Below are 23,863 nucleotides of genomic sequence, written 5' to 3' on the forward strand. Positions count from 1 at the left end.
TTCCGCATCCCTCAACGCCGCACCTCATCGACCAGCGCCCGAAACTCATCGATGTCTTCAAAACTGCGGTAGACGCTGGCAAAGCGGATGTAGGCCACTTTGTCGAGTTTTTTCAGCTCGCGCATGACCATTTCGCCCAGCCGCGCGGCAGGCACTTCGCGCAGCCCGAGGCTGAGCAGTTCTTCTTCGATGCGCTCGACCGCGGCGTCCACCTGCGCCGTGTCGACCGGGCGCTTGCGCAGCGCCAGCCCGAGCGAGGCGCGCAGCTTGGCGGCCACGTAATCGACCCGGCGCCCGTCTTTCTTGACCACCGCTGGAAAGCTGACATCGGGGCGCTCGTAGGTGGTAAAGCGCTTGTCGCAGTGGCTGCACTGGCGGCGCCGGCGAATAAGGCCAGCGTCTTCCGAGACCCGGGTCTCGACCACCTGGGTCTCCAGGTGGCCGCAGAACGGACATTTCATGACCTGACGCCGCCCGCTGGCCTCAGCGGTAGACCGGAAAGCGAGCCGTCAAGGCGTTCACCTGAGCACGCACCGCATCGATGTTTGCCGGGTCATGCGGGCGGTCCAGCACGTCGGCGATCAAGTGGGCGGTGGCGCGCGCTTGCTCGTCTTTGAAGCCGCGCGTGCTCATGGCCGGGGTACCGAGGCGAATGCCGCTGGTGACCATGGGTTTTTCCGGGTCGTTCGGAATCGCGTTCTTGTTGATCGTTATGTGCGCGCTGCCCAGCACCGCTTCGGCTTCTTTGCCGGTGATGCCCTTGGCGCGCAGATCAACCAGCATCAGGTGCGACTCGGTGCGCCCGCTGACGATGCGCAGGCCACGCTCGACCAAGGTTTGCGCCATGACGCGCGCATTGCTCAGCACCTGCTGCTGGTAGGCTTTGAAGCCGGGCTGCAGCGCTTCCTTGAACGCCACCGCCTTGGCGGCGATGACGTGCATCAGCGGCCCGCCTTGCAGGCCGGGGAAGATGGCGCTGTTGATGGCTTTTTCGTGCTGCGCCTGCATCAAGATGATGCCGCCGCGCGGCCCGCGCAGGCTTTTGTGGGTGGTTGATGTCACCACGTCGGCAAACGGCACCGGGTTGGGGTATAGGCCGGCTGCGATCAGGCCGGCGTAGTGCGCCATGTCGACCATGAAGATGGCGCCGACGGCTTTGGCCACCTGGGCAAAGCGCTCGAAGTCAATGCGCAGGCTGTAGGCCGAGGCACCGGCGATGATGAGCTTGGGGCGGTGCTGCTGCGCCAGCCGCTCCATCGCGTCGTAGTCGATTTCTTCTTGCGCGTTCAGCCCGTAGCTGACCACGTTGAACCACTTGCCGCTCATGTTCAAGGCCATGCCGTGCGTGAGGTGGCCGCCTTCGGCCAGGCTGAGCCCCAAAATGGTGTCGCCGGGCTTGAGAAAGGCCAGAAACACCGCCTCGTTCGCCGAGGCGCCGCAGTGCGCCTGCACGTTGGCGGCGTCGGCGCCAAAGAGCTGCTTGACGCGGTCGATCGCCAGTTGCTCGGCGCGGTCGACGAATTCGCAGCCGCCGTAGTAGCGCCGGCCCGGGTAGCCTTCTGCGTATTTGTTGGTGAGCTGCGAGCCCTGCGCGGCCATGACGGCTGGAGAAGCATAGTTTTCGCTGGCAATCAGCTCGATGTGCTGTTCCTGGCGCTCGTTTTCGAGCTCGATGGCTTGGTACAGCTCGGGGTCGGTTTGTTCGATCAGAATGTGGCGGTCGTACATGGTGGCAGTCTCGGGTGGCGTCAAACCCTGCGCGGCGCTGGCGGCAACGCGGCGCAGGGACTGCCCAGGCGAACGGCAAATCGCCCACGTCCCACGGGACGGCGAGCGGCGCGCTTCCCCGTGGTGGTCTCTGTCGCGCCATATGCAGCGGGCAAAGGGGCCACGTCGGCGCACCGACGCCCCGCCACAGCGGAATCGTCACAGCGCCTATCGCCAGTTGCGCACCGCTCTAGTTTAACGTGCCCGATCCGCGTCGCGCCGTGGCAGCCTCAGAGGCGGGATCAGGACTGGCTCAGGACGGGCTCCGGGGTCACCAACGGCGCCGGCGCCGCCGCTGGCAGCAGCTCGGCATCGCCATCCAGCGCTGCTGGCGCCGGTTGCGGCGTCTGCGCTGGCGCCGCCGCCGGTACTGCGGCTGCAGCGGCTGGGCGGTACTGAGCGATCTGACGCGGCATCGGTAGGCCACGTGCGGCGCGCTGGATGCGCTTTTGCTCGGCCAGCACGCGGTCGATGTACCAACGGCCGTCGGTGCTGACGGCGCCGACGTAGGCGCGCAAGGCACCCTCCACCGAGCCGGTGCGCCGAATGCCGTCTTGCAACACCATCACGCCCACGCGCAGGTTGGACACCGGATCAAACGCCGCCAGCTTGCCGCCAAAGTCTTCGAATTTTTCGCTGTGCACGCGCGTCATGACCTGCATCAGCCCTTGCGCGCCCATGGGGCTTTGGGCAAAGGGGTTAAAGCGCGACTCAATCGCCATCACGGCCAGAATGAGTGATGGGTCGATGTTGACCTTCTCACCCAGATAAAAAGCCTCTGCCACCAGCACGCTCAAGGGCTCGGGGGCGACGCGGTATTTGCGGCTGAGCCACCGAGTCACGTTGGCCTGCGCCTTGGGCAGTGCGCCGGGGTAGGCCGCCGTTACGCGGTCAATCGCCTGCGGGTCGGGCTCGATCGCCAACTCATCGAACACGGCCTCCTGGCGCTCGGTCAGCCAAGCCAGCAGATGCAGTTCAGCGCTGCTGCGCAGCTCGGGGCGCAGACTGAGCGTGACAGCGGCGACCAGCAGCAACAGGCCCAACAGCGTCAGGCCCTGCCACACTCCCCGACAGGTTCGGGTCAGAACGCTGCTCTGCTGCGCGGTTGTAGCTGGGTTCGGGTTTTGTTCGGTCATGAATGCACTCCTTGCAATCTCGGGCGCACAGCGGGCGTGGCCTCGAGGAGATGATTCGCCATAGCCGGACGCGGCAGCGATGTGGGTTAACCCTGAACGGGAAAACGGGCGAATGGTAAGTGCACTCAAATAGCAAGTCAATGATATAAAACGATGTTTATATTATTTTTTTCTATATTGAAATGAGGAAGACGCGGCGTTTTTGTCATTTCAAGTCCTTGCTCCCGCTGCCAGGCACAGCCGCCGGGGCGGTTTTCCACCGCTGCCGCTGCTCGCTTGCCAATGCTCTTTGGCGCTGCGGCGCCTGATTTTCAGCAGCGGCCATCGGGCAGGCGATAAAAATTTAAAATTTTCATTGCAAAACCCTTGCCACCCGCCTCACCCAGGCGTAAGCTGTAGTCGTCTGCCAGCATGGCAGGCGCGGTCCGGCAAAGTGGTAAATCCGCTTGCCGGTACTCCATGGAAGCAATCTCTTGCTTCCAGGCTGGCGGGACATCAAACTCCCGCCGCCAAAGCCGACGGCACGGGTTTTCACCCGCCGTCAGCCCCGGCAGTTCATAGCCGCCGGGGTTTTTTTTATTCTTCGATGCGGCGACAATACGGGCCTGGCCCGCGCTGCCCCGGCGGGGGTTGTCGCATCAGCCGATTCCATTTATGTCGTTGTTTTCCCTGCGCAAGCCATCGCCCCAGCCCAAACCGGCTGAATCTGCGGCACCCCCACCGGCGGCCCAAAAACCCGCCGGATCGGGCGCCCCCCACCCCCTGGACGCCTTGACCGGCGGCGCTTTTTCCGCCCCCACTTCGGGCGAGCGGGCTGCGCGCTTGCGCGAGTGGCTGGGCACAGAGCCCACGCTGGAGCAAATGAACGAGGTGTTCAAAGAGTTTTCACAGCGTGACCGCGGTGCCGCCAAGCTGCTCAAGGAAAAGCTGGACGAGATCAAGCGCCAAAAATTGCAGCAGCAGATCGCGATTGAATGGATGCAAAAAGCGCAACACCTGCTCGCGCAACCGCGCCTGAACCTGGCCGACGCACTGGCCTGGCAGCGCGATGCGGCGCGCGCCGGTGCGCCGCTGTCGCGCGATCCGCTGGCGGCCTTGAAACTGGCGCTGACCGAGCGCGTCAAGGCGATCGAAGACCTGCAACACCGGGTACAAGTGCAGCGCGAAGCGGCGGTACTGCTGGCGCAGCGCATCGAGGTGCTGTCAACCAAACCCTGGCGCGAAGCCCAGCACATGGCCCAGTCGCTGCGCAGCGACGTGGCCCACTGGCAGCAGCAGGCCGCAGACTTGCCGACCGACCCGCAGTGGCCCAGCGTCGAGCCCAAGTTCCCGCCTATGTTGGAGGCCTCGCGCAGCCAGTTGCAAATGGTGTGGGAGGCGTTCGATGCGGCGCTAGCGCAGGCCGTTGCCGCCGATGCCCAGGCCCAGGCAGCGCTGCCCGCCGTCCCGGTGTGGGCCGACGAACTGCGCGCCGCTCGTGGTCAGGCGGCCGCCGTACCGTCGGAAAAAACCGCCCAGGCCGCGCAAGCCACCCAGGCCCTGCGCGAGCGCCTAGGCGCCGAACTCGAGCGCGCGCTGGACGCGCTGGAGCGCGAGATCGGCCAAGGCCACGGCAAGGCAACGCCGCAGGCTGCTGCCGAGCTGCGCGCGCTGCTCAAGCGCTGCGCCGGGGTGCAGCTTGCCGATGCGCTGCAAGCGCGCGCGCACGCCGCCCTGACCCAGGCCGACGAACTCGAGGGCTGGCAGCGCTGGCGGGCCGATCAATTGCGCAACGAATTGCTCGCTCGCGCCGAAGCGCTGCTGCAAGCGCCTGAAGGCCAGCGACTGGGCGGGCGCAAAATGCAAGAAACCTTGCGCGAGCTGCGCCAACAATGGAAAGCCACTGACCAGGGCGGCGTGCCCAATCACGCGCTGTGGAAGCGTTTTGACGAGGCCTGCACGCAGGCGCATCAGGTGGTCGAGAACTGGCTGACCCAATGGCGTCAGCAGGCCGACGCCCAACGGGCGCAGCGGCTCGCACTCATAGACGAAGTCAAGGCCTGGACTGCGTTGCAGCAAGACAGCAACGACAAGCGCGTCCAGTTGCACGAGCTGCACGCGTTCTCGGAACGCTGGCGCTCGGCCGGCCATCTGAGCGAAAAAGCCTTTGCCGAGTTGCAGCCGCTCTGGAAGGCGGTCATGCAAGACGCGCACGCCCCGCTGGAGGCGGCGCAGAGCCAGAGCACGGCGCGTCGGCGCGCCATGATCGAAGAAGCCACGGCACTGGGTGCTGCGCAGCCGCTGCACATCGACGCCGTGCGGGCCTTGCAACAACGCTGGCAGGCCGAGGCGCAGGCGGTGCCACTGGAGCGCAAACATGAACAACAACTCTGGCAGGCGTTTCGCCAGCCAATCGACGCCGCCTTTGCCCGCAAGAGCCAGCAGCGTGAACAGGCCGACGCAGCACTGGGCGCGCACGACCAGCGGGTGCTGACGGCAGCGCGCGCACTCGAGGCGGCCAGCGCCAGCGGCGACGCGCAGCAGGTTCGCGCCGCCATGGCCGCGCTCGATGCCGCTTTATTGGACCAGCCAGCACCGACCGCAGCAGCGCCCCAGGCCCGCCCGGCACCGCAGACGCTGCCAGAATCTGCGGCGCACGCGCCGCAGACGGAGCAAGCGGGCGCTGCGCCCGCAGCGCCCGCACCGAGCACAGCAGCGAAGAAAGTGCAGGCGGTGCGCGGCGACGACCGCCCCGGCATGAAGAAGACCGAACCGGTCGGGCGCGACGGCCAGCGTGCCGAAAGGACGCCGGGCAGGCGTGACGCTGCCGCACCGCGCCGCGAGCTGCGCGACGCGCGTGAAGAACGCGAACCGCGCGGCCCGCGCCTGGGCGAAGCGGCCTTTCGCGCCCAGCGCCATGCACTTGAGCAGGCGCAGATGAGCTTGCGCCAACTGGCCGAACAGGCGCATGGCGAGGTACTGTCGCAGCTCCTGAGCGCCTGGGAGCGGCGCGACGCGCAACTGCTGCCCCCGGCGGCCGCCCTGGCTCCGCACCTGACGCCGGCCCTGCGTGCAGACTGGGCGGCCGCGCTGGCGCAAGCACCCGCGCCCTGCTCGCCGCACATCTTGTTGCGGCTGGAAATGGCGGCCGAGTTGCCCACGCCCGCCGAGCACCTGAGTGAACGCCGGCTGTTGCAGTTGCAGTTGCTGACACAGCGCAAGCTGCCCAGCCCGGCACAAACCTGGGCGCAGGACGTGAGCAAGCTGCTGGCCAGCGGCTACGACGCTGCCAGCGCACGCCGGCTGCAAAACGCCCTGAAGGCGCTGCTCAAGCGCTGAGTGGGCGCTTGGCCTGGAAAAAACCGTCGTACAAGGGCATCAGGTCCGGGAATTCGCTCGCAAAGCGCGCACGATCGACGAAGTAGGCTTCGCAGGTGACGGCAAAAAATTCGGCCGGGTCGGTGGCCGCGTAGTCGTTGAGCCAGGGGCTTGGCGCGCCAAAGCGTTCGGCCAGCTTCAGCGCCTCGCAAAATCGGTCGTAGCTGGCCTGCATGACGGCGCGCCAGTGTTCGCGCGCCTGCGCAGCACTGAGCGTGCCGAGAAAACCGGGTGGCAGCGCTGGCGCACCATCGGGCGCCTGACCCGCGCTCATGCCGTGCATGTCGATTTTGTGCATGAACTCATGAATCACCACGTTGCTGCCGTCTGCGCTGGCAGCGCTGACGTCTTGCCAGCTCAGCATCACCGGCCCCCGATCCATCGCTTCGCCTGCCAGCAGTTCTCGGTAGCGGTGCACCACGCCGTTGTCGTCGGTCACTTCGCGCTGCGCCAGCGCCGCGCCTGGCTGCACGACGATGCCAACGAAGTCGGCGTACCAGTCCAGCGCCGCCAGCTCGTGATGCCGCCGCGAGGCCTGGACGGCGGCAATGTGCAGCAGCGGCAAGCAGGCTTGGGCGGCAATGGTCAGCGCCATCGCATCGCTGATGTGCAAGCCGTTGGCGCCAAAGAATTCTTTTTCCGCCAGAAAATGTCGGCACAGCAGTTGCAGCCGCTGTTGTTCGGGCGGCGTGAGCGCGGACAAAAACGGCTGCTGCGCCAGCACCCAGCGCCACAGGCGCGGCGGTAGCGCGGCGGGCTGGCGCAACCGCCGCGGCAGCCAGCGCTGCACGAATGCGGGCAAGGCGCCGATCCAGGCAGTGCGGCTCATGGACTCGGTGTCAGCCGTTGCACACCCGCAGCGTCAAGCCGCAGGTATTCGGCGCGCGCCGGTGTGGCGTGGCCACACCAGTCGCTCAGCACCTCGCGCGTGCGCCCGAGGTCCAGCACGTGCCGCCCAGGGCGGTGGGTGTGGCCGTGGATCAGTACGGCGGCAGCACTCTGACGCAACCAGTCGCAAGCAGTTGCGGCATCGACGTCGGCCCACAGCGCCGGGTCACGCCCATGCTGGTGCTGCTGGCTTTGGCGGCGCAGCTCACGCGCCAGGTGTTCGCGCTCGGCCAGCGGGCGGGCGAGAAAGTCTTGCTGCCAGCGCGGCTGGCGCACCTGGGCGCGAAAGCGCTGGTAGTCGGCGTCGGCCAGACACAGGGCGTCGCCGTGGCTAAGCAACCAGCGCTGACCCAGGAAGTCGAGCACGGTCGGGTCGGCCAGGGCTTGCATGCCAGCGGCTGCCAGCGCCAGCGGGCCGAACAAAAAATCCCGGTTGCCGGGCAGAAAGAAAATCGGCATCTGCCGACTGAGCTGCTGCAATTCGGTCACGCAGGCGCGCCAGAAACGACGGTCTTCGCTTGCATCGACCCACTCGGTGGGGTCGAGCAAGTCGTCGCCGATCCAGACCTCGAACAGGTCACCCAGAATGAACAGCGCGTCGGCGCGCTGCTCGGGCGCGCGCTGCAGAAAACGCCGCCACAGCGCAACGGTGGCTTGGTCGCCGGCCTGCAGATGCAGATCGGAAACGAAGTCGACGCGGCGCCAGTGCGCCGGGGCGCACAGGGTCGGGGCGTGCACGGGCAGACTCGTTGGCATGGCGACGGGCGCGGCGACCCGGTGCGATCAGACGGCGAGCGCTTTCTCGATCAGCACATCGTCATTCGGCACGTCGTCGTGCTGGCCTTTGCGCCCGGTAGCCACTGCTTCGATTTTCTTGACGATCTCGGCGCCGTCCACCACCTTGCCGAACACCGCGTAGCCCCAGCCCTGCGCACTGGGCGCGCTGTGGTTCAGAAAACCGTTGTTGGCGACGTTGATGAAGAATTGCGCGGTGGCCGAGTGCGGGTCGCCGGTGCGCGCCATGGCCACCGTGTAGCAGTCGTTCTTCAGTCCGTTATGGGCTTCGTTTTTGATCGGCGCGTCGGTCGCTTTTGACTTCATGCCGGGCTCGAAGCCGCCGCCTTGCACCATGAAACCGGGAATGACGCGGTGAAAAACGGTGTTGTCGTAATGCCCCTTGTTGACGTAGGCAAGAAAGTTGGCGCTCGAGAGCGGCGCTTTTTCAGCGTCGAGTTCGATCGTGATGACGCCGTAGTTGGCGATGTGCAGTTCGACTTTGGGGTGGTTCATGTTCAAGGTTCCAGCGTGGCTTTGAGGATGGTGACGGCGGTTCGGGGGACGTTCTGGTGGCCGCTTTGGTTGCCCACCGCGACACCGCGGATGCGATCGACCACCTCCATGCCGGCGACGACGCGGCCAAACACGGCGTAGCCGTGACCATCGGGCCGAGGCGCGTTCAGGTTGGGATTGTCGACCACGTTGATGAAAAACTGCGCCGTGGCCGAATGGGGGTTTTGCGTGCGCGCCATGGCCACCGTGCCGCGGTCGTTGCGCAAGCCATTCAGGGCTTCCAAGGGAATCGGTGCGCGGGTCGGCTTTTGCTGCATTTGGGCGTTGAAGCCGCCGCCCTGAATCATGAAGTCGCTCATGACGCGGTGAAAAATCGTGCCGTCGTAGTGCCGCTCGCGCACGTACTGCAGGAAATTGGCCACCGTTTGCGGCGCGCGCACCGGGTCGAGTTCGAGCACGATGTCGCCCATCGAGGTGTTCAGGCGCACCTGAGGTGCTTGCGTGGCCTCCCGGCTCTGCGCCTGTGCGCCCAGGGGCAGCAGCGTAAGGCTCAGGACGGCAGCGCCCAGCAGGGCGCCGAATTGGCGCCGCAACGGGCGCGTCGAGGTGGTGCGTGTATGCATCAAATCACTCCTTCGTAGAAAATTTTCCATTCATCGCCTTCGCGCAGCCAATACTGGCGCAGCGTCACGCCACTGGTCTGGCCAGCAGGCACTTGGCCGAAGGTCACCACCATGCTGTCCTGGCGGTCACGCCAGTGCAGCAGCGAGAGGTCTTTGATGTCCCACTGCTGCGGGCCTTCGGCTTGCAGCTCGGCCACCAGGGCGGGCCACCACTGTTGCAAAGGACGCGCCGGGTTGCGCTGCCGGCTCTCGGGGGTGCTCAAAATCGTGCGCCCGAGATCGCGGCCGTGGTGCGAAAAGCGGCTGGAATAAAAGGCTTTGAGCTGCTCGAGATCAAGCGTGCTGCGCGCTTGTTGCCAAGCTTGCAGGGTGGCTTCAAACTGCGCGCGCTTGCCAAGCAGGGTTTGGGCCGGCACCCAGTGCAGTTCGGCCGCGATCACCACCGGCGTGGTGTGGATGCGCACCGTCGCCAGCACGCGCTCGAGATCGGGGTTGGACAGCACCACGCAGCCGTCCGAGGCTTGCGGTGCGCGTGCGAACTGATCGCTCGGCGTGCCGTGCAACCAGATGCCACTGCCGGTCTTGCCGCGCTTCAAGTCGAGCGGATTGGGGAAATTGATCGGCAGCGCGCCGACGCCGAACAGATCGGGCAGGTCGTTCGGGTTGAGGTTGTTGGTGATGTGGTAGATGCCCAGCGGCGTGCGCTGATCGCCTTCGACCGTTTTTTTGATGCCCGAGAGCCCCACCGAGATGTAAAAGTCGGCCAACAGACGCAGCGATGGCGCCCGCGCAGCGCCGCTGTTTGGCTGGCTGGCGCGCAGGTTTTCAAACAGATAAAGCCGCGAGCGCGAGGCGTCGATGGCAATGGCGTGGCGGTTTTGCGCCGACAACTGCAAAAACTGGGCCGGAATGCTGCCGGCGGGCGGACGTTCGGTCAGCGCCTGGATGCGCCGGCGCGACTCGTCGCGCAGCACCGCCAGTTGTTCACTGGCCGCTTGCGCCTTGGCGTCGGGCACGTCACCCAGCAGCCGCACCGGCCGGCTCTGCATGCTCAGCAGGTCGCCCAGCACCAGTTGCGCCAGTTGAAAATTGGGGTGATCGCGCGTCAGCGCCTGCGCCTGTGCGAGCGCCTGCCGGTGCTGGCCCTGGCCTATCAGTTGGTAAATCTCGATCAAACGCGCTTCGGCCTGGCCCAGCAAGGGCGCCACCTGCTGCAAGGCGGCCTGGGTCAGCGGCCGGGCCTGCAAACCCGAGGTCGACGCGGGCCACAGCGGCTGCGCCGCCAAGTCCTGCGGTGCGTGCTGCAGCGCGGGCACGGCCGAGGCCTGGGCACTGGTCAGCGGTGACTGCGCCACCAGATGAAACTCACCCGATAAACGACTCACCCCCTGCGGGTAAAGCCACCACAACAGTCCAGCGGCCAGCAGCAGCGCGCCCAGTCCCGGCAGCACCCTGAGCCTGCGCCCGGCCTGGGGGTGAAAAAGGGTGTCTGGCGAACGGCCCGCCCGCCGGGAAAGCCACCAAGCAGCCATTACGAACCCGTGGTTTCGCGCACGATCAGCCAGCGGCCGCCACTTTTCACCATCGCGAGCGTCTTGCGGCTGTTCAAATTGACGTTGTCAGACGAAAAAGACTGACGAAAACGCACCGTGGCGCGCTCGCCATCAACCCGGATCGACAGGTCGTGCACGCCGACGCTGATGCGCGCACGTGGCACGATGCGCGCCGTGCGCTCTGCCTCCCAGGCCGAGCGCGAGAGTCCGCCTTCAGGCCGAAAGCCCGGGCCGTAGGCAGCCAGATAGCCTTTCATGTCGCGCGCCGACCAGGCGCGCGCCCAGGCACGCACCGCCGCTTCGACCTCGCGCTCGGCCGCAGCAGCCGGCGCCGGCGCAGCAGTGGCCGCAGTGGCCGCAGTGGCCGCAGTGGCCGCAGTGGCCGTGGCAGCAGCAGCAGCGGCTGGCCTGGCTGCCGGTGCCGGTGCCGGTGCCGGTGCCGGTGCCGGTGTGGCTGCGGCCAGCGCAGGGGCGGCGGCTGCCGGGCGCGCACCCGGGGCGGGCGCAGTGGCAGCTCGCGCCGCCGTGCCGCTGGGTCGAACGCCACTGGCCTCAGCGGCAAACAGGTTTCGGATCAGATTCAGCTTGGGCGGCAGCGCCGTGTTGCCGGCGTCGAGCTGCAAGGCCCGGCTGTAGGCCTGACTGGCCAGCTTGGCGTAGATGTCGCCCAGATTTTCGTGCGCGGTGGCGTAGCTCGGGTTGGTGCGAATGGCCATCTCGAGCGCGGCGCGTGCCTGGTCGAACTGACCCTGACTGGCAAACAGCACGGCCAGGTTGTTGTACGGCTCGGGCAGTTCGGGAAACTCTTGTGTCAGTTGGCTGAAGGTGGCAATGGCATCGGCGCTGCGACCGCTTTCGGTTTGAATGACGCCGCGCAAAAAGCGCAGTTGCGGGTCCCGCGGCTGGGTGCTGAGCAGTTGATCGACCCGGGTCAGGGCTTGGTTGAGCTGTCCGGCCTGGATCAGGCGGTTGATCTCGGCGTGCTCGTTGGCCTGTGCCAGCGCCCCCGACAGTCCAAAAGAAGCCAGCAGCGCCAGCGCTAGGCACAAGCGCCCGATCCGCGCGCCGAATCCGCCACGGCGCTGCAGGTCGAAACAGAGACGAATCGGATAGAGCATGAAACCTCAAGAGGCAAAGGGGAACGAAAGCCGACTCTTGCCAAGATCGACGCAGCGCCGACGATTGACAAGTCCAACTGGCCGGCGCACCGACTGGCTGGCTATACTGGGGCATTGTATCTGAGGGGTTTTGGTTCAGCGACGCTCTGGCACCGGGTCTGCCTGGGCGGTGTGCGGTGTCTCAACCTGCCCTTCGGCGGCGTGTTGCTGACGATCCGACTCGGCCTCACCCCGCTCCACCCACCCGATTTTCATGACTCTGAGAATTTACAACACGCTGTCGCGGCGTCTGGACGTATTTCAGCCGCTGGAGCCGGGCCATGTGCGCCTGTACGTCTGTGGCATGACGGTCTACGACCTGTGCCACCTCGGGCATGCGCGCTCCATGCTGGCCTTTGACGTGGTGCAGCGCTGGTTCAAAGCCAGCGGCTATCGGGTCAGCTACGTGCGCAACGTGACCGACATCGACGACAAAATCATTGCCCGCGCGCTGCAAAACGGTGAAACCATCACCGCCTTGACCGAGCGCATGATCGAAGCCCTGCACCAGGATGCCGACGCGCTGGGAATCGAGCGTCCCACGCACGAGCCGCGTGCGACCGCCTACGTGCCACAAATGCTGCAACTGATCGAGCGGCTGGAAGAAAAAGGGCTGGCCTACCGCACCCGTGACGGCGACGTCAACTACGCGGTGCGCAAATTCCCCGGCTACGGCAAGCTCTCGGGCAAGTCGCTCGACGAGCTGCGTGCGGGCGAGCGCGTCGCCGTGCAAGAGGGCAAGCACGACCCGCTAGACTTCGCGCTCTGGAAAGCGGCCAAGGCGGGAGAACCGGCCCAGGCCCAGTGGGACAGCCGGTACGGCGCGGGACGACCGGGCTGGCACATCGAATGCTCTGCCATGGCGTGCCAGTTGCTGGGCCAGAGCTTTGATATCCACGGCGGCGGCGCTGATCTGCAGTTTCCGCACCATGAAAACGAAATCGCCCAGTCCGAGGGCGCCAGCGGCCAGCCGCTGGCCAGGTTCTGGATGCACAACGGTTTTGTGCGCGTGGACGACGAAAAAATGTCCAAAAGCCTGGGCAATTTCTTCACCATCCGCGAAGTGCTGCAAAAGGTCGACGCCCAATCGCTGCGCTTTTTCATGCTGCGCGCGCACTACCGCAGCGCGCTCACGTACAGTGACGCGCACCTGGACGACGCACGCGCCGCGCTCAAACGCTTGTACACCGCGCTCAGTCTGGTGCCGCCGGCGGCGCAGACGCTAGACTGGCAGCAACCCCATGCACAGCGCTTTCGTGCCGCCATGGACGATGACTTCGGCACCCCGCAAGCGCTGGCGGTGCTGTTCGATCTGGCCAGCGAGGTCAACCGCAGTCGCGATGCCCAGTTGGCCGGCCTGCTGCGCGCGCTCGGCGGCACGCTCGGTCTGCTGCAGGACGATCCACTCGCTCACCTGCAAGGCAGCGGCAGCACCGAGTCGGCGTTGAGCGCGTTGCAGATCGAGGCCCTGATTGCAGAGCGCGCGGCCGCCAAGCGGGCAAAAGACTTCGCCCGGGCCGACCGCCTGCGCCAGCAGTTGCAAGACCAGGGTGTACGGCTCAAAGACAGTGCCGACGGCACCCATTGGGAGCGGGGCTGATGGCGCAGACGTTCTTACCTGAGGTCGGGCCCGATGCCCCGGTTTACTGGATCGATGGCTGCCGCCACCTGATGCAGCGCGACCGGGTCATGCAAAAGTTGATTCCGCAACACAGCGGCGCCAGCCTGGTTTCGCGCGGCGACGCCTTTGCCACGCTGGCGCGCAGCATCGTCGGGCAGCAGATTTCGGTCAAAGCCGCCCAGTCGGTCTGGGACCGGTTTGCGCGGCTGCCGGACAAAATGGAACCGGCCCAGGTGCTCAAACTCAAGGTCGACGACATGCGCGCGGCCGGCCTGTCGGCGCGCAAGGTCGAGTACCTGGTCGATCTGGCCTTGCACTTCGTCAACCAGCAGGTACACCCGGCGGCCTGGGCCGACTGCGACGACGAAACCATCATCAAGGAACTGGTGGCGATTCGCGGCGTGGGGCGCTGGACCGCCGAGATGTTTCTGATTTTTTATCTGCTTCGACCCAACGTGCTGCCACTGGACGACGTCGGGCTGCAAAAAGGCATCAGCCGCTGTTATTTTTCCGGCGAGCCGGTCAGCCGCAGCGAAATCCGCGAGGTGGCGGGCTCGTGGATACCGTTTTGCAGTGTGGCCACTTGGTATATTTGGCGCTCGCTCGATCCGCTGCCGGTGAGTTATTGATCCGGCCCGATGAAATATGAACCGTTCGCCCTGAGCCTGTCCTTCGACCCTTCGACAGGCTCAGGACAGGCCAGGCTCAGGATGATCGGGATTCAAGGGTTTCGACAGGCTCAACCCGAACGGAAATTGAGACTTCACAGGGCCGGATCAATATTGAAACCGGCACCAGCCCGCGGGCGTCGTCACCAGACCAAAGGAACCCAGCTTGGGCAGGAAAAATTTTCTCGATTTCGAGCAATCGATTGCCGAACTCGAAACCAAAATCGAAGAGCTGCGCTACGTGCAGACCGAGTCGGCGGTGGACATCTCGGCCGAGATCGAACAACTGGCGGGCAAGAGCCTGCAACTGACCAAAGACATCTACAGCAAGCTCACGCCCTGGCAAATCACCAAGATCGCCCGCCACACCGACCGGCCCTACACGCTGGACTATGTGCGCGAGCTCTTCACCCACTTCGTCGAACTGCACGGCGACCGCCACTGCGCCGACGACCTGAGCATCGTCGGCGGTCTGGCGCGCTTGAACGGCCAGCCCTGCATGGTGCTGGGGCAGCAAAAAGGCCGCGACACCAAAGAGCGAGCGCTGCGCAATTTCGGCATGACCAAGCCCGAGGGCTACCGCAAGGCATTGCGGCTGATGAAGCTGGCAGAAAAATTCGGTCTGCCGGTGTTCACCTTCGTCGACACGCCCGGCGCCTACCCAGGCATAGACGCGGAAGAACGCGGCCAGTCCGAGGCCATCGGGCGCAACATCTTCGAGATGGCGCAGCTCGAAGTGCCCATCATCAGCACCATCATTGGCGAAGGCGGCTCCGGCGGCGCGCTGGCAATTGCCGTGGCCGACCAGGTGCTGATGCTGCAGTTCTCGGTCTATTCGGTCATCAGTCCGGAAGGCTGCGCCTCTATTTTGTGGAAAACCAGCGAACGCGCCAGCGACGCGGCCGACGCGCTGGGCATCACTGCGCACCGCCTCAAGGCGCTGGGCCTGGTGGACAAGATCGTCAACGAACCGGTCGGCGGTGCGCACCGCGACCCGCGCCAAATGGCCGCACTCCTCAAGCGCGCCCTGAGCGATGCCTGGCGCCAGTTGGCCGACCTCAAGGTGGAGCAACTGCTCGAACGCCGCCACGCCCGTCTGAACAGCTACGGCAGCTATGTCGACACCCGGGCCGAGAGCAAGGTGCACAAGCGCTGAGCGCAGCCCGACGGTGAACGCCACGCCAGCGCCCAACCCCTGCACGGCGGCGCTAGCCGCCTGGGGCGCGCGCTGCTTGCCGCAGCCGGTGCTGCGGCTGGCGCTGGCCTACAGCGGCGGACCCGACTCCACCGCCTTGCTGCTGGCGGCGCAGCAGGCCTGGCCGGGCCGGGTGCTGGCGCTGCACATCAACCACGGCTTGCAGGCCGCTGCGGCCGATTTCGAGGCGCACGCGCGCGCCTTTTGCGCCGCGCACGCGATTGAGCTGCAGGTGCGCCGGGTGCTGGCGCGCCCCGCGCGCGGCCAAAGCCCAGCCGACGCCGCCCGCCAGGCGCGCTACGCGGCCTTGGCCGACCTGGCCCAACAAGCCGGCGCAGCTTGCGTGCTGCTGGGCCAACACGCCGACGACCAGGCCGAGACCCTGCTGCTGGCGCTGAGCCGCGGCGCCGGCCTGCCCGGACTGGCCGCCATGCCTGAGCGCTTCGAGCGCCACGGCATGGCATTTGGTCGCCCGCTGCTGGCGCTGCCGGCGGCGGTGCTGCGCCAGTGGCTGCTGACCAGCGGTCATGGCTTTGTCGACGACCCGAGCAACAGCTTGCAGCACTACACGCGCAACCGCATCCGCGCCGTGCTGATGCCGGCCTGGGAGACTTGTTTTCCCGGCTTCAGACCCCTGCTGGCACGCAGCGCACAGCATGCGGCGCAGGCGCAAACCCTGCTCGACGAGCTGGCCCAGATCGACCTGGCGCACACCGGCGTGCCGCCGCTCATTATGGCGCTGCAAGACTTGAGTAGCGAGCGCCAGGCCAACGCGCTGCGCCACTGGCTGCGCCGCAGTGCCGCTGCCGCGCCCAGCACCGCCCAGCTTCATGAGCTGCTCGGGCAGATCGCCGCCTGCCGCACGCGCGGCCACCGCATCCACCTGAGAGTGGCCAGCGGCTGGGTCAACCGGGTCGGCCCGCAACTGATGTTTACCCGCACGGGCCAGACGGCGCAGATATAATCCCAAGGTTTTGCCGTGTGTGCAACTGCTGCTGCGACAGCCCCGCTGCCAACGGGTCACGGCCGACGCAACCCATCCCCCACAACACCCCATTGAATCGTCACCCGATGGCTTTGATCGTTCACAAATACGGCGGCACCTCCATGGGCTCGACCGAGCGCATCCGCAACGTCGCCCGGCGCGTCGCCAAGTGGCACCGGGCCGGTCACCAACTGGTGGTGGTGCCCAGCGCCATGAGCGGCGAGACCAACCGCCTGCTCGGCCTGGCCAAAGAACTGGCCCCGGCCCAGACCGACGACGCCTGCGAGCGCGAACTCGACATGCTGGCCGCCACCGGCGAACAGGTCTCGTCGGCCCTGCTGGCGATGGCGCTGCAGGCCGAAGGTCTGAGCGCCGTCAGCTACGCTGGCTGGCAAGTGCCGATCAAGACCAACAGCGCTTACACCAAGGCGCGCATCGAATCGATCGACGACCAGCGCCTGCGCGCCGACCTGGCTGCCGGCAAGGTGGTGATCGTCACCGGCTTCCAGGGCGTAGACGGCAACGGCCACATCACCACGCTCGGGCGCGGTGGCAGTGACACCTCGGCGGTGGCGGTGGCGGCCGCTTTGAAAGCCAGCGAATGCCTGATCTACACCGACGTAGATGGCGTCTACACCACCGACCCGCGCGTGGTTGCGCAGGCGCGCCGCCTAGAGCGCGTGAGTTTTGAAGAAATGCTCGAGATGGCCAGCATGGGCAGCAAGGTGCTGCAAATCCGCTCGGTCGAATTTGCCGGCAAATACCGCGTGCCGCTGCGCGTGCTCTCGAGCTTCACGCCCTGGGACATCGACCTGAACACCGAAGCCAGCTCCGGCACCCTGATCACTTTTGAGGAAAACGAAACCATGGAACAAGCCGTCGTCTCCGGCATTGCCTTCAACCGCGACGAAGCCAAAATTTCCGTGCTCGGCGTGCCCGACCGGCCCGGCATTGCGTACCAGATTCTGGGCGCGGTGGCACAGGCCCATATCGAAGTCGACGTCATCATCCAAAACATCAGCAAAGAGGGCAAAACCGACTTCAGCTTCACGGTGCACCGCAACGACTTTCAGAAAACCCTGCATCTGCTCAAAACCCAGGTGCTGCCCGCACTCGGTGCCGCCGACGTGGTGGGCGATGCGCGCATCTGCAAGGTCAGCATCGTTGGTATCGGCATGCGCAGCCACGTCGGCGTGGCCAGCCGCATGTTCAAGTGCCTGAGCGAAGAAGGCATCAACATTCAAATGATCTCCACCTCCGAGATCAAGACCTCGGTGGTGATCGACGAAAAGTACATGGAGTTGGCGGTGCGCTCGCTGCACCGTGAATTCGACCTCGATCAAACCGTTGACACGATTTCGGGCTGAAGCCAGCGCACCCAAACCAAGGTAGCACGGCCGATTCAGGCATAATGCGAGGGTTCGGAGCGATGACCGAGTGGCCGAAGGTGCTCCCCTGCTAAGGGAGTATGGGGTGTAGAGCCTCATCGAGGGTTCGAATCCCTCTCGCTCCGCCAGATAAAAAACCTCTTGTAAATCAACAAGTTACAATAAATGGCACCAAGAAAGCCCGACCTGGAAGTCGGGCTTTTTCTTTGGTCTTTGCGGCGCGGTGTCCCCGTTTTGTCCCTGTCTAGACCTCGCTTTGACCGCGCCTTGCATCCCCGTTTTGCCCCCGAGCTTCGGACGCGAGAGAGTCTCCCCTCCCGCGCCAACAACAAGGCGTAAGAGTGGATCAGATGACCGCTTCCAGTCCCTTGCGTTCGATCAGATTCAGCAGCTTCAGAGAGGGGCCGCTCGGCTTCTTGTCGCCGACTTCCCATTTCTGCACCGTGGACAAGCTGGTATTCAGCACGGCAGCAAACACCGCCTGGCTCACATGAGCATGTTCGCGCAGTGACTTGATCTTCTGCGGGGCCATCTCATGGACATCAAGATGGCACAGAGCATCGAACTCGCCCATACGCCGCTTGCTGATCAAGCCCGCTCCGTGCAGCCCACGGGCAGTTTCATGCATCTCGTCCAGAATTCGGCTCTTACGCTTCATCGTCGTCATTACACACCTCCACAATCTCTGCGGCCGCCAGAGCGGTCGTCAGTTGTCTGTCATCGAACCCCAGTAAGTCCTTCGCAACTTCCTGGAACATTTTCAGTTCGTCCTTGTCGATAGTGGCGCGTTCGTTCTTGCCCAATCCGTAGAGGAAGAACCAGCGGTCCGCCATCTTGGTTGCAACGATGGTCCTTGCTCCGCCACGCTTGCCCTGCCCGGGCAGCGCGACCCGCTTTTTCACCACATTGCCGCCCAGGTCTGCATCGACGAGCCCTTGGGCCATCTCGGAGACGGCTTCGCATAGGGCATCGTCTGTCAGACCCGCTTTTCGCATCCAGCGGGTGAAGGTTCGGGTCCGAAACACTCTTCTCATCGGAAAAGTGTACCACTTAGTGCAATAGATTGCCAGCCAAGCTCCCCGCTTGGGTCCGTATCTGTTCAGCCCCCCACAAGCAGAACATCCCCAGCCCAGACCGAAGTCCAGCCCCAAGATCAGGCAGGATGCTGAAGGTGAATATGCTCAGGCACCAGGCTGGGCGGGTGTAGGTGGCCGATCCAGCTGTGCACAGCCTCATGCACAAAGTCGTAGGCCACCCGCGCCTGCATCTTGCAGGTCTGCACCGTTGAGAAGATCCGCTCGGTGAACTCCATCCCCCGCTTGGAGCGGGTGCAGTACGACAACTTTCGCTTGATCACGTAGTCGCGCAAAGCCCGCTCAGCGGCGTTGTTGGTCGGTGGCACCAGCGCGTTGCCCAGGAAGGTCCACATCGCAGGCCACATTTTCAGCAGGTTCGCGCAGGTGTTGGCCGTGCGCTTGCACTGCGTCTGCACATGACCCAGTTCCAGTTGAACCCGTATGCGCCGTTGCAGCCAGGCAAAGTGGCGTGCGTCCTTCTCCTCGTTGCGCCAGCGAAACAGCAGGTATCCGTAGCCCAGCAGACGCTGGCCAATACGCCCGGGCAGTGCGCTGCGCTGTGCGATGCGCTCAAAGTCGCGCAGCAGGTGCGCCCAGCAGACCTGGCGCTGCGCCAAGGGCAGGTGGTTGTAGCCCGCATACCGGTCGCTCACCGTGACGAAGCCGGGCTGCTCGCCCAGAATCAGCTGGGCCGCCATTTGCCCACGCGAAGGGTCGATACGAAACCGCACCCCCCAATCGCTGAGCAGCGCCCACATCCACAGGGTGTGCTGGTGGTTTTGGTGGCGGGTCTCATCGGCGTGGCACACGGGAGCTTGTAGCAGCTCAGCGTGCAACTGCGCCACAGGCTTGTCCAGCGCCTGGCTGACCAGCCCGTGCGCCTGGGACACGGCCCCCAGACTGAAATGTATGCCCATGACGTGTGAGAGCACCGCCTGCACTTTGCGCTGTGTCAGGTGGAATTGCCCAGCCAGTGTGCCCACCAGGGCCAGGGCGCGTGGCCCCAGTTGGCCGCTTGGAACCCCCGCAGGAAGCGCCCCGTGGTGTTTGCGTCCACAGCCGCTACAGATGCCGCGCAGACGCACGTACTCGCTCACGATGGGTTCGATTTTGGGCAGCTCGAAGACCTGGTGGCGGATCGGTTTATCGCCATCGACTTTGATCGCTGAGCCGCAGGCGTCGCATTGCGCGGGTGGCTGGCACTGGGTGCGGTGCTGAACGTCTTGCTCGGGGACCATCGCCCGAAAGCTGCCTTTGTGTCCGGGTTGTCCACCGAGCTTTTTGCCGCTTGGGGATTTGCTCGGGCGTGCGGGTGGTGTGGCAGGGCCGTCGCTGGATGGTGGTTTGGAGGAGTTGCGTGAGTTGAGGCTGACCCGTTCTTCCAGCCAGCTCAGGCGCTGCATCAGCTGGTGAATCAGCTCGTGGCACCCGGGCACCGTGTCGGGCAGTGCGCTGGGCAGCTCGCTCACGGGTGCTGGGGTGGCTCGACGGGTCATGGGATCAGTTTATCGTAAGCGTTCCGCCAACCCATCTTGAAACCTGGTCGATAACCCGGCAGTCTTGGGGTTTTCCAAGGAGACCGATGGTTATGACGAGCAAGAAATTCAACCGAGAGCACATGCAGCGCTGCCTGGACGTGCTCGATGCGTTGGCGCGAAGCGGGCTGAGCACCGAGGATTTCGCGCAAGCCCAAGGGCTGAGCTACGGCCAGCTCAGATCCTGGCTTTCGCATGGACCGCGCTGGCGCTTGCAACTGGCAGACCCAGCTTACGTTGCACCGGCACGGCGCAGGGCCGGCAAAGGCACTGGTTTTGTCCAAGTCAATGTAGGCGATGGACAAACGCCAGCGGCCAATGCGGGCCATGCGGCGCAAACCGATGGCCTGCCCAACGTGCGTATCGACTGCAGTCAAGGCGCGCGTAGCGTCGTGCTGCACTGGCCCAGCGGCGCGCCGCTGCAATGCGCGCAATGGCTCAAGGCGTACCTGGCATGATCCGCATCGACGCCATCTGGCTGGCCCTGGGCGCCAGTGACCTGCGTGCCGGCATGGACACCTTGCTGGCACGCGTGGTGCGGGAGCTCGAAGGCGGCGCGCGCATCCACACCGCCTACGTCTTTGCCAACCGGGGCGCGACTCGACTTAAAGTGCTGGTGTACGACGGTGCTGGCCTGTGGCTGTGCACCCGGCGCCTGCAACAGGGGCGCTTTGTCTGGCCGCAGAGCGAGGCCGGTGCTGGCGCGGTGACGATCAGCCAAACCCAATGGGACTGGCTGATGGCCGGCGCCCCCTGGCAACACCTGGGTGCTCAGCAAAACATCGCCGTGGTCTGAATCGCACCGATTCAAGGGCCGGTAAATCAAGGATCCATTTAGCCCTTGATTTACCTCCTGATTCATTCACAGTTCACCCCTGTTTTTTAGCCCTTGTCCATAGGAGAAAGTCCCGATTTCCTCGCGCGCGTGCGCGAGGCACAATTGGCCTCATGCTCGAACCAAGCAATCTGCAACAACTCGATGCCCTCAGTGGTGAATCAGCCAAGCAGTACGCGCGTCAACTCATTGAGCGCCTGAGCGCGCAGCTCAAGACCGAACAAGCAAAACTCAAGTTCGAGCAAACCAAAAACCAGGCCCTGAACGTTGAGATCGCCCGCTTGAAGCAGTGGCGCTTTGGGTCTTTGAGCGAAAGCATGGACAGTGCGCAGGCCCAGCTCTTTGACGTCAAGATGCAAGCCGCGCTGATCGAAGAATTCAAGGCCGAAGATCGCGCCGCCGACCAGGCGCGCCAGCCCGCCAAAGCCAGGCGTCAGGCCAAACGCCAGGCGCTGCCAAGCCAGTTGGAGCGCATCGAGCATCACTACGAGATTGAACCTGCCGTGTGCGCGCTGGGCCATGCCTTGCAACGCATTGGCGAAGAAATCAGCGAGCAACTCGACTGTGTGCCAGCCAAATTCTTTGTGCACCGCCACATTCGCGGCAAATACACCTGTGTGTGCTGCCAAACCGTGATGGCCGCCGCCATGCCCGCCCAGATCATCGACAAGGGCATCGCGGCAGCGGGCCTGCTGGCGCAAGTGATCATCGCCAAGCACGATGATCATCTGCCCCTGTTTCGGCAAGAGGAGATTTACCGCAGAAGCGGCGCGTTTATTCCCCGCTCCAGCATGGCAGGCTGGATTGGTCAGTGTGGCGTGCAGCTCGAACCCCTGGCAAAGGCGCTGTGCCAGCATCTGCTGACGCAAGGCGTGCTGCATGGGGACGAGACGCCGGTGAAGTTGTTGCAGCCGGGTTTGGGTAAAACCCATCAGGCCTATATGTGGGCCTGGCGCACCAGCGATTTGTGCACCACCGAGCGCGCAGTGGTCTATGACTTTGCCAAAAGCCGCGCCGGTGAGCACGCGCGGCGCATGTTGCAAGACTACGTCGGCACGTTGGTGACGGACGATTATTCGGGTTACAAAGCGCTGTTCAAAGCGGGCAGGGTTCTTGAGGCTGGCTGCTGGGCCCACGCCCGGCGCAAGTTCTTCGAGGCCCACAAGCTCAACCACAGCGAGATTGCCAAACAGGCGCTGGACTGGATCGGCAAGCTGTACGACATTGAGCGGGATGCCAAGGAATTGGACGACCCGCAGCGTCTGGCTATCAGGCAGGCGCGAAGTCTTCCTTTGCTGGAGAAATTCAAAACCTGGTTGATGAGCCAGCGCATGCAATTGGTCAACGCCGATGTCACGGCCAAGGCGATTGATTACACGCTCAAGCGCTGGGGGGCATTGATCGTGCACGTCAACGATGCCCGTGTGCCGGTGGACAACAACGCGGTGGAGAACGCGATGAGACCGATAGCCCTGGGGCGCAAGAATTGGTTATTCATCGGCTCGCAGCAAGCCGGTGAGCGTGCCGCCACGCTGATGAGTTTGATCGAGTCGGCCAAACTCAACGGCCATGATGCCTGGGCCTACCTGAAGGACGTGCTGACCAAGTTGCCGACCTGGCCCAACTCGCGGCTGGCGGAGTTGCTGCCGCACCGCTGGGTTACACCCGCCTCTACCTGATCGATTGCACACGGTCAACATGGGTTGGCCGCACGCTTACGGGCTTTCGCGTGCGAGATTGGAAAGTCCACGATGCGCTTGCGCAGGTCGACTGGTCTTCGCTGCGCTGCCCGTGGCGTTGTTGACCGGGCTGGTGGGGTGATGGGCGGGGGTGGTGAAACTCGGGCCGGGATTTTGGGCGCTGGGGCGGTGCCGCTGTCCCGCTGTCCAGTCGCTCAGCCTGTAAGCTCGGCTGCTGTGGGTTCTCACCCGTTTTTCTGATTGACCGCCGATGCCCTTGACCCAGCAGCCCACACCCGGCCCTGTCGCCCGCGTCGCCTGGCAGCCGCCCGCGCCCATCGATCGCCTCGATCGCATCGACTTGCTGCGCGCGCTTGCCATGCTGTGGATGACGGCCTATCACTTCTGCTTCAATCTGAATTTTTTTGGCCTGATCGAGGCAGACCTCTACCGAGACCCGTTCTGGACCTGGCAGCGCACGGCCATCGTCAGCCTGTTTTTGTTCACCGCCGGGCTCTCGCAAGCGCTGGCGCTGCAGCAGCGGGCCAGCGCCAGCTTGTTCGACCGGCGCTTCTGGCGGCGCTGGTCGCAGGTGGCGGGCGCGGCGCTGTTGGTGACGGCCGGCTCGGCCATCGTGTTTCCGGCCAGCTTCATTTACTTTGGCGTGCTGCACGGCATTGCGCTGATGCTGATCGTGCTGCGTCTGACGGCTGGCTGGGGCGGCTGGCTGTGGCTGCTGGGTGCGCTGGCGCTGGCGGGCACATTCGTCGCGCCCTGGGCGATTGCCGCGCTGCCCACGCTCGACGTGTTCAACACGCCCTGGTTGAACTGGCTGGGTTTCATCAGCCGCAAACCGATCACCGAGGACTATGTGCCCTTGCTGCCCTGGCTGGGCGTGATGTGGTGGGGCCTGGCGGCCGGCCAGTGGGCCTTGCGTCATCGGCCCGACTGGCTGGGCGCGGCTGACGCGCCGGCCAGCGGCGTGCGGCGCGGGCTGGCCACACTGGGGCGCTGGAGCCTGAGTTACTACCTGCTGCACCAGCCGGTGCTGCTGGGCCTGATCTGGCTTTATTTGCAGTGGGCTTGAAGCTGCCGCCGTGCCCGTGCAGG

Annotated in this window: 23 protein-coding genes, 1 tRNA gene and 1 riboswitch; of the genes, 11 read left to right on the top strand and 13 right to left on the bottom strand. The window is 64.8% G+C overall.

Annotated elements, in window-relative coordinates; genetic code table 11:
- Nucleotides 1-11: 11 nt before the first annotated feature.
- The 4 genes from nrdR to EST26_RS09035 form a co-directional block, all read right to left on the bottom strand.
- Nucleotides 12-461 (bottom strand): transcriptional regulator NrdR, encoded by a 450-nt coding sequence (gene nrdR, locus EST26_RS09020; RefSeq protein ID WP_291067188.1) that lies wholly within the window; start codon nt 459-461, stop codon nt 12-14.
- Between the two features lie 22 nt (nt 462-483).
- Complete coding sequence (glyA, locus tag EST26_RS09025; RefSeq protein ID WP_291067190.1) at nt 484-1,728, bottom strand: serine hydroxymethyltransferase; 1,245 nt, start codon at nt 1,726-1,728, stop codon at nt 484-486.
- 55 nt (nt 1,729-1,783) lie between these two features.
- Nucleotides 1,784-1,959, bottom strand: a riboswitch (ZMP/ZTP riboswitch).
- Nucleotides 1,960-2,009: 50 nt separating this feature from the next.
- Nucleotides 2,010-2,903: a lytic transglycosylase domain-containing protein gene (locus EST26_RS09030; protein WP_291067192.1), complete on the bottom strand. Its 894-nt coding sequence runs from the start codon at nt 2,901-2,903 to the stop codon at nt 2,010-2,012.
- Between the two features lie 311 nt (nt 2,904-3,214).
- Nucleotides 3,215-3,364: a hypothetical protein gene (locus tag EST26_RS09035; protein ID WP_291067194.1), complete on the bottom strand. Its 150-nt coding sequence runs from the start codon at nt 3,362-3,364 to the stop codon at nt 3,215-3,217.
- Between the two features lie 193 nt (nt 3,365-3,557).
- Here EST26_RS09035 and EST26_RS09040 point away from each other — a divergent pair, with 193 nt between their 5' ends.
- Nucleotides 3,558-6,221, top strand: a complete 2,664-nt coding sequence (locus EST26_RS09040) for a DUF349 domain-containing protein (RefSeq protein WP_291067196.1) — start codon at nt 3,558-3,560, stop codon at nt 6,219-6,221.
- Here EST26_RS09040 and EST26_RS09045 read toward each other — a convergent pair.
- The 6 genes from EST26_RS09045 to EST26_RS09070 form a co-directional block, all read right to left on the bottom strand.
- Nucleotides 6,211-7,089 (bottom strand): zinc-dependent peptidase, encoded by an 879-nt coding sequence (locus EST26_RS09045; RefSeq protein ID WP_291067197.1) that lies wholly within the window; start codon nt 7,087-7,089, stop codon nt 6,211-6,213. The genes EST26_RS09040 and EST26_RS09045 overlap by 11 nt on opposite strands.
- On the bottom strand, nt 7,086-7,886 hold the full coding sequence (locus EST26_RS09050; protein WP_366474656.1) for a UDP-2,3-diacylglucosamine diphosphatase: 801 nt from the start codon (nt 7,884-7,886) through the stop codon (nt 7,086-7,088). Before EST26_RS09050 ends, EST26_RS09045 begins: the two co-directional genes overlap by 4 nt.
- Before the next feature lie 45 nt (nt 7,887-7,931).
- Nucleotides 7,932-8,438: a peptidylprolyl isomerase gene (locus tag EST26_RS09055; RefSeq protein WP_291067201.1), complete on the bottom strand. Its 507-nt coding sequence runs from the start codon at nt 8,436-8,438 to the stop codon at nt 7,932-7,934.
- A gap of 2 nt (nt 8,439-8,440) precedes the next feature.
- On the bottom strand, nt 8,441-9,061 hold the full coding sequence (locus EST26_RS09060) for a peptidylprolyl isomerase (RefSeq protein WP_291067203.1): 621 nt from the start codon (nt 9,059-9,061) through the stop codon (nt 8,441-8,443).
- Nucleotides 9,061-10,512: a L,D-transpeptidase gene (locus EST26_RS09065; RefSeq protein ID WP_291067205.1), complete on the bottom strand. Its 1,452-nt coding sequence runs from the start codon at nt 10,510-10,512 to the stop codon at nt 9,061-9,063. The genes EST26_RS09060 and EST26_RS09065 overlap by 1 nt, the downstream gene beginning before the upstream one ends.
- Nucleotides 10,513-10,592: 80 nt before the next feature.
- Nucleotides 10,593-11,732, bottom strand: a complete 1,140-nt coding sequence (locus EST26_RS09070; RefSeq protein WP_291067207.1) for a nuclear transport factor 2 family protein — start codon at nt 11,730-11,732, stop codon at nt 10,593-10,595.
- 253 nt (nt 11,733-11,985) lie between these two features.
- Here EST26_RS09070 and cysS point away from each other — a divergent pair, with 253 nt between their 5' ends.
- The 6 genes from cysS to EST26_RS09100 all read left to right on the top strand — a co-directional run bounded on the left by cysS (nt 11,986) and on the right by EST26_RS09100 (nt 17,756).
- A complete protein-coding gene (gene cysS / locus EST26_RS09075; protein WP_291067208.1) occupies nt 11,986-13,371 on the top strand; it encodes a cysteine--tRNA ligase in 1,386 nt (461 codons plus the stop codon).
- Nucleotides 13,371-14,021: a DNA-3-methyladenine glycosylase 2 family protein gene (locus tag EST26_RS09080; protein ID WP_291067210.1), complete on the top strand. Its 651-nt coding sequence runs from the start codon at nt 13,371-13,373 to the stop codon at nt 14,019-14,021. Before cysS ends, EST26_RS09080 begins: the two co-directional genes overlap by 1 nt.
- A 205-nt stretch (nt 14,022-14,226) precedes the next feature.
- Nucleotides 14,227-15,216, top strand: coding sequence for an acetyl-CoA carboxylase carboxyltransferase subunit alpha (locus EST26_RS09085; RefSeq protein ID WP_291067211.1), 990 nt, complete (start codon nt 14,227-14,229; stop codon nt 15,214-15,216).
- Nucleotides 15,217-15,229: 13 nt separating this feature from the next.
- The gene (gene tilS / locus EST26_RS09090) at nt 15,230-16,219 is read left to right on the top strand and encodes a tRNA lysidine(34) synthetase TilS (RefSeq protein WP_291067212.1); all 990 of its coding nucleotides are present in this window, start codon (nt 15,230-15,232) and stop codon (nt 16,217-16,219) included.
- Nucleotides 16,220-16,326: 107 nt separating this feature from the next.
- Nucleotides 16,327-17,607: an aspartate kinase gene (locus EST26_RS09095; protein ID WP_291067214.1), complete on the top strand. Its 1,281-nt coding sequence runs from the start codon at nt 16,327-16,329 to the stop codon at nt 17,605-17,607.
- Between the two features lie 56 nt (nt 17,608-17,663).
- Nucleotides 17,664-17,756, top strand: a tRNA-Ser gene (locus EST26_RS09100).
- A 218-nt stretch (nt 17,757-17,974) separates the two neighbouring features.
- Here the strand turns inward: EST26_RS09100 and EST26_RS09105 are convergent.
- The 3 genes from EST26_RS09105 to EST26_RS09115 form a co-directional block, all read right to left on the bottom strand.
- On the bottom strand, nt 17,975-18,295 hold the full coding sequence (locus EST26_RS09105) for a DNA-binding transcriptional regulator (RefSeq protein ID WP_291067215.1): 321 nt from the start codon (nt 18,293-18,295) through the stop codon (nt 17,975-17,977).
- Nucleotides 18,276-18,662, bottom strand: a complete 387-nt coding sequence (locus EST26_RS09110) for a type II toxin-antitoxin system RelE/ParE family toxin (protein WP_291067216.1) — start codon at nt 18,660-18,662, stop codon at nt 18,276-18,278. Before EST26_RS09110 ends, EST26_RS09105 begins: the two co-directional genes overlap by 20 nt.
- Before the next feature lie 119 nt (nt 18,663-18,781).
- Nucleotides 18,782-20,200 (bottom strand): IS66 family transposase, encoded by a 1,419-nt coding sequence (locus tag EST26_RS09115; RefSeq protein WP_291067218.1) that lies wholly within the window; start codon nt 20,198-20,200, stop codon nt 18,782-18,784.
- 92 nt (nt 20,201-20,292) lie between these two features.
- Here EST26_RS09115 and EST26_RS09120 point away from each other — a divergent pair, with 92 nt between their 5' ends.
- From EST26_RS09120 to EST26_RS09135, 4 genes are all read left to right on the top strand, one after another.
- Nucleotides 20,293-20,697, top strand: a complete 405-nt coding sequence (locus EST26_RS09120) for an IS66 family insertion sequence element accessory protein TnpB (RefSeq protein WP_291067219.1) — start codon at nt 20,293-20,295, stop codon at nt 20,695-20,697.
- A complete protein-coding gene (tnpB, locus tag EST26_RS09125) occupies nt 20,694-21,035 on the top strand; it encodes an IS66 family insertion sequence element accessory protein TnpB (protein WP_291067221.1) in 342 nt (113 codons plus the stop codon). The genes EST26_RS09120 and tnpB overlap by 4 nt, the downstream gene beginning before the upstream one ends.
- 152 nt (nt 21,036-21,187) lie before the next feature.
- Entirely contained in the window at nt 21,188-22,753 is a 1,566-nt protein-coding gene (locus EST26_RS09130; RefSeq protein ID WP_291067223.1) for an IS66 family transposase, read from the top strand.
- A 271-nt stretch (nt 22,754-23,024) separates the two neighbouring features.
- Nucleotides 23,025-23,840, top strand: coding sequence for a heparan-alpha-glucosaminide N-acetyltransferase (locus tag EST26_RS09135; RefSeq protein ID WP_291067225.1), 816 nt, complete (start codon nt 23,025-23,027; stop codon nt 23,838-23,840).
- Nucleotides 23,841-23,863 lie beyond the last annotated feature (23 nt).

This window comes from Hydrogenophaga sp. (genome assembly GCF_014773545.1).
In the GTDB taxonomy this organism is placed as follows: domain Bacteria; phylum Pseudomonadota; class Gammaproteobacteria; order Burkholderiales; family Burkholderiaceae_C; genus Hydrogenophaga.

Bases quoted from the DNA above. Each gene is read 5' to 3' on its own strand.
- nrdR (WP_291067188.1), bottom strand. From the start codon at position 461: ATGAAATGTCCGTTCTGCGGCCACCTGGAGACCCAGGTGGTCGAGACC.
- glyA (WP_291067190.1), bottom strand. From the start codon at position 1,728: ATGTACGACCGCCACATTCTGATCGAACAAACCGACCCCGAGCTGTAC.
- EST26_RS09030 (WP_291067192.1), bottom strand. From the start codon at position 2,903: ATGACCGAACAAAACCCGAACCCAGCTACAACCGCGCAGCAGAGCAGC.
- EST26_RS09035 (WP_291067194.1), bottom strand. From the start codon at position 3,364: ATGGAGTACCGGCAAGCGGATTTACCACTTTGCCGGACCGCGCCTGCC.
- EST26_RS09040 (WP_291067196.1), top strand. From the start codon at position 3,558: ATGTCGTTGTTTTCCCTGCGCAAGCCATCGCCCCAGCCCAAACCGGCT.
- EST26_RS09045 (WP_291067197.1), bottom strand. From the start codon at position 7,089: ATGAGCCGCACTGCCTGGATCGGCGCCTTGCCCGCATTCGTGCAGCGC.
- EST26_RS09055 (WP_291067201.1), bottom strand. From the start codon at position 8,438: ATGAACCACCCCAAAGTCGAACTGCACATCGCCAACTACGGCGTCATC.
- EST26_RS09060 (WP_291067203.1), bottom strand. From the start codon at position 9,061: ATGCATACACGCACCACCTCGACGCGCCCGTTGCGGCGCCAATTCGGC.
- EST26_RS09070 (WP_291067207.1), bottom strand. From the start codon at position 11,732: ATGCTCTATCCGATTCGTCTCTGTTTCGACCTGCAGCGCCGTGGCGGA.
- cysS (WP_291067208.1), top strand. From the start codon at position 11,986: ATGACTCTGAGAATTTACAACACGCTGTCGCGGCGTCTGGACGTATTT.
- EST26_RS09080 (WP_291067210.1), top strand. From the start codon at position 13,371: ATGGCGCAGACGTTCTTACCTGAGGTCGGGCCCGATGCCCCGGTTTAC.
- EST26_RS09095 (WP_291067214.1), top strand. From the start codon at position 16,327: ATGGCTTTGATCGTTCACAAATACGGCGGCACCTCCATGGGCTCGACC.
- EST26_RS09105 (WP_291067215.1), bottom strand. From the start codon at position 18,295: ATGACGACGATGAAGCGTAAGAGCCGAATTCTGGACGAGATGCATGAA.
- EST26_RS09110 (WP_291067216.1), bottom strand. From the start codon at position 18,662: ATGAGAAGAGTGTTTCGGACCCGAACCTTCACCCGCTGGATGCGAAAA.
- EST26_RS09115 (WP_291067218.1), bottom strand. From the start codon at position 20,200: ATGACCCGTCGAGCCACCCCAGCACCCGTGAGCGAGCTGCCCAGCGCA.
- EST26_RS09120 (WP_291067219.1), top strand. From the start codon at position 20,293: ATGACGAGCAAGAAATTCAACCGAGAGCACATGCAGCGCTGCCTGGAC.
- tnpB (WP_291067221.1), top strand. From the start codon at position 20,694: ATGATCCGCATCGACGCCATCTGGCTGGCCCTGGGCGCCAGTGACCTG.
- EST26_RS09130 (WP_291067223.1), top strand. From the start codon at position 21,188: ATGCTCGAACCAAGCAATCTGCAACAACTCGATGCCCTCAGTGGTGAA.
- EST26_RS09135 (WP_291067225.1), top strand. From the start codon at position 23,025: ATGCCCTTGACCCAGCAGCCCACACCCGGCCCTGTCGCCCGCGTCGCC.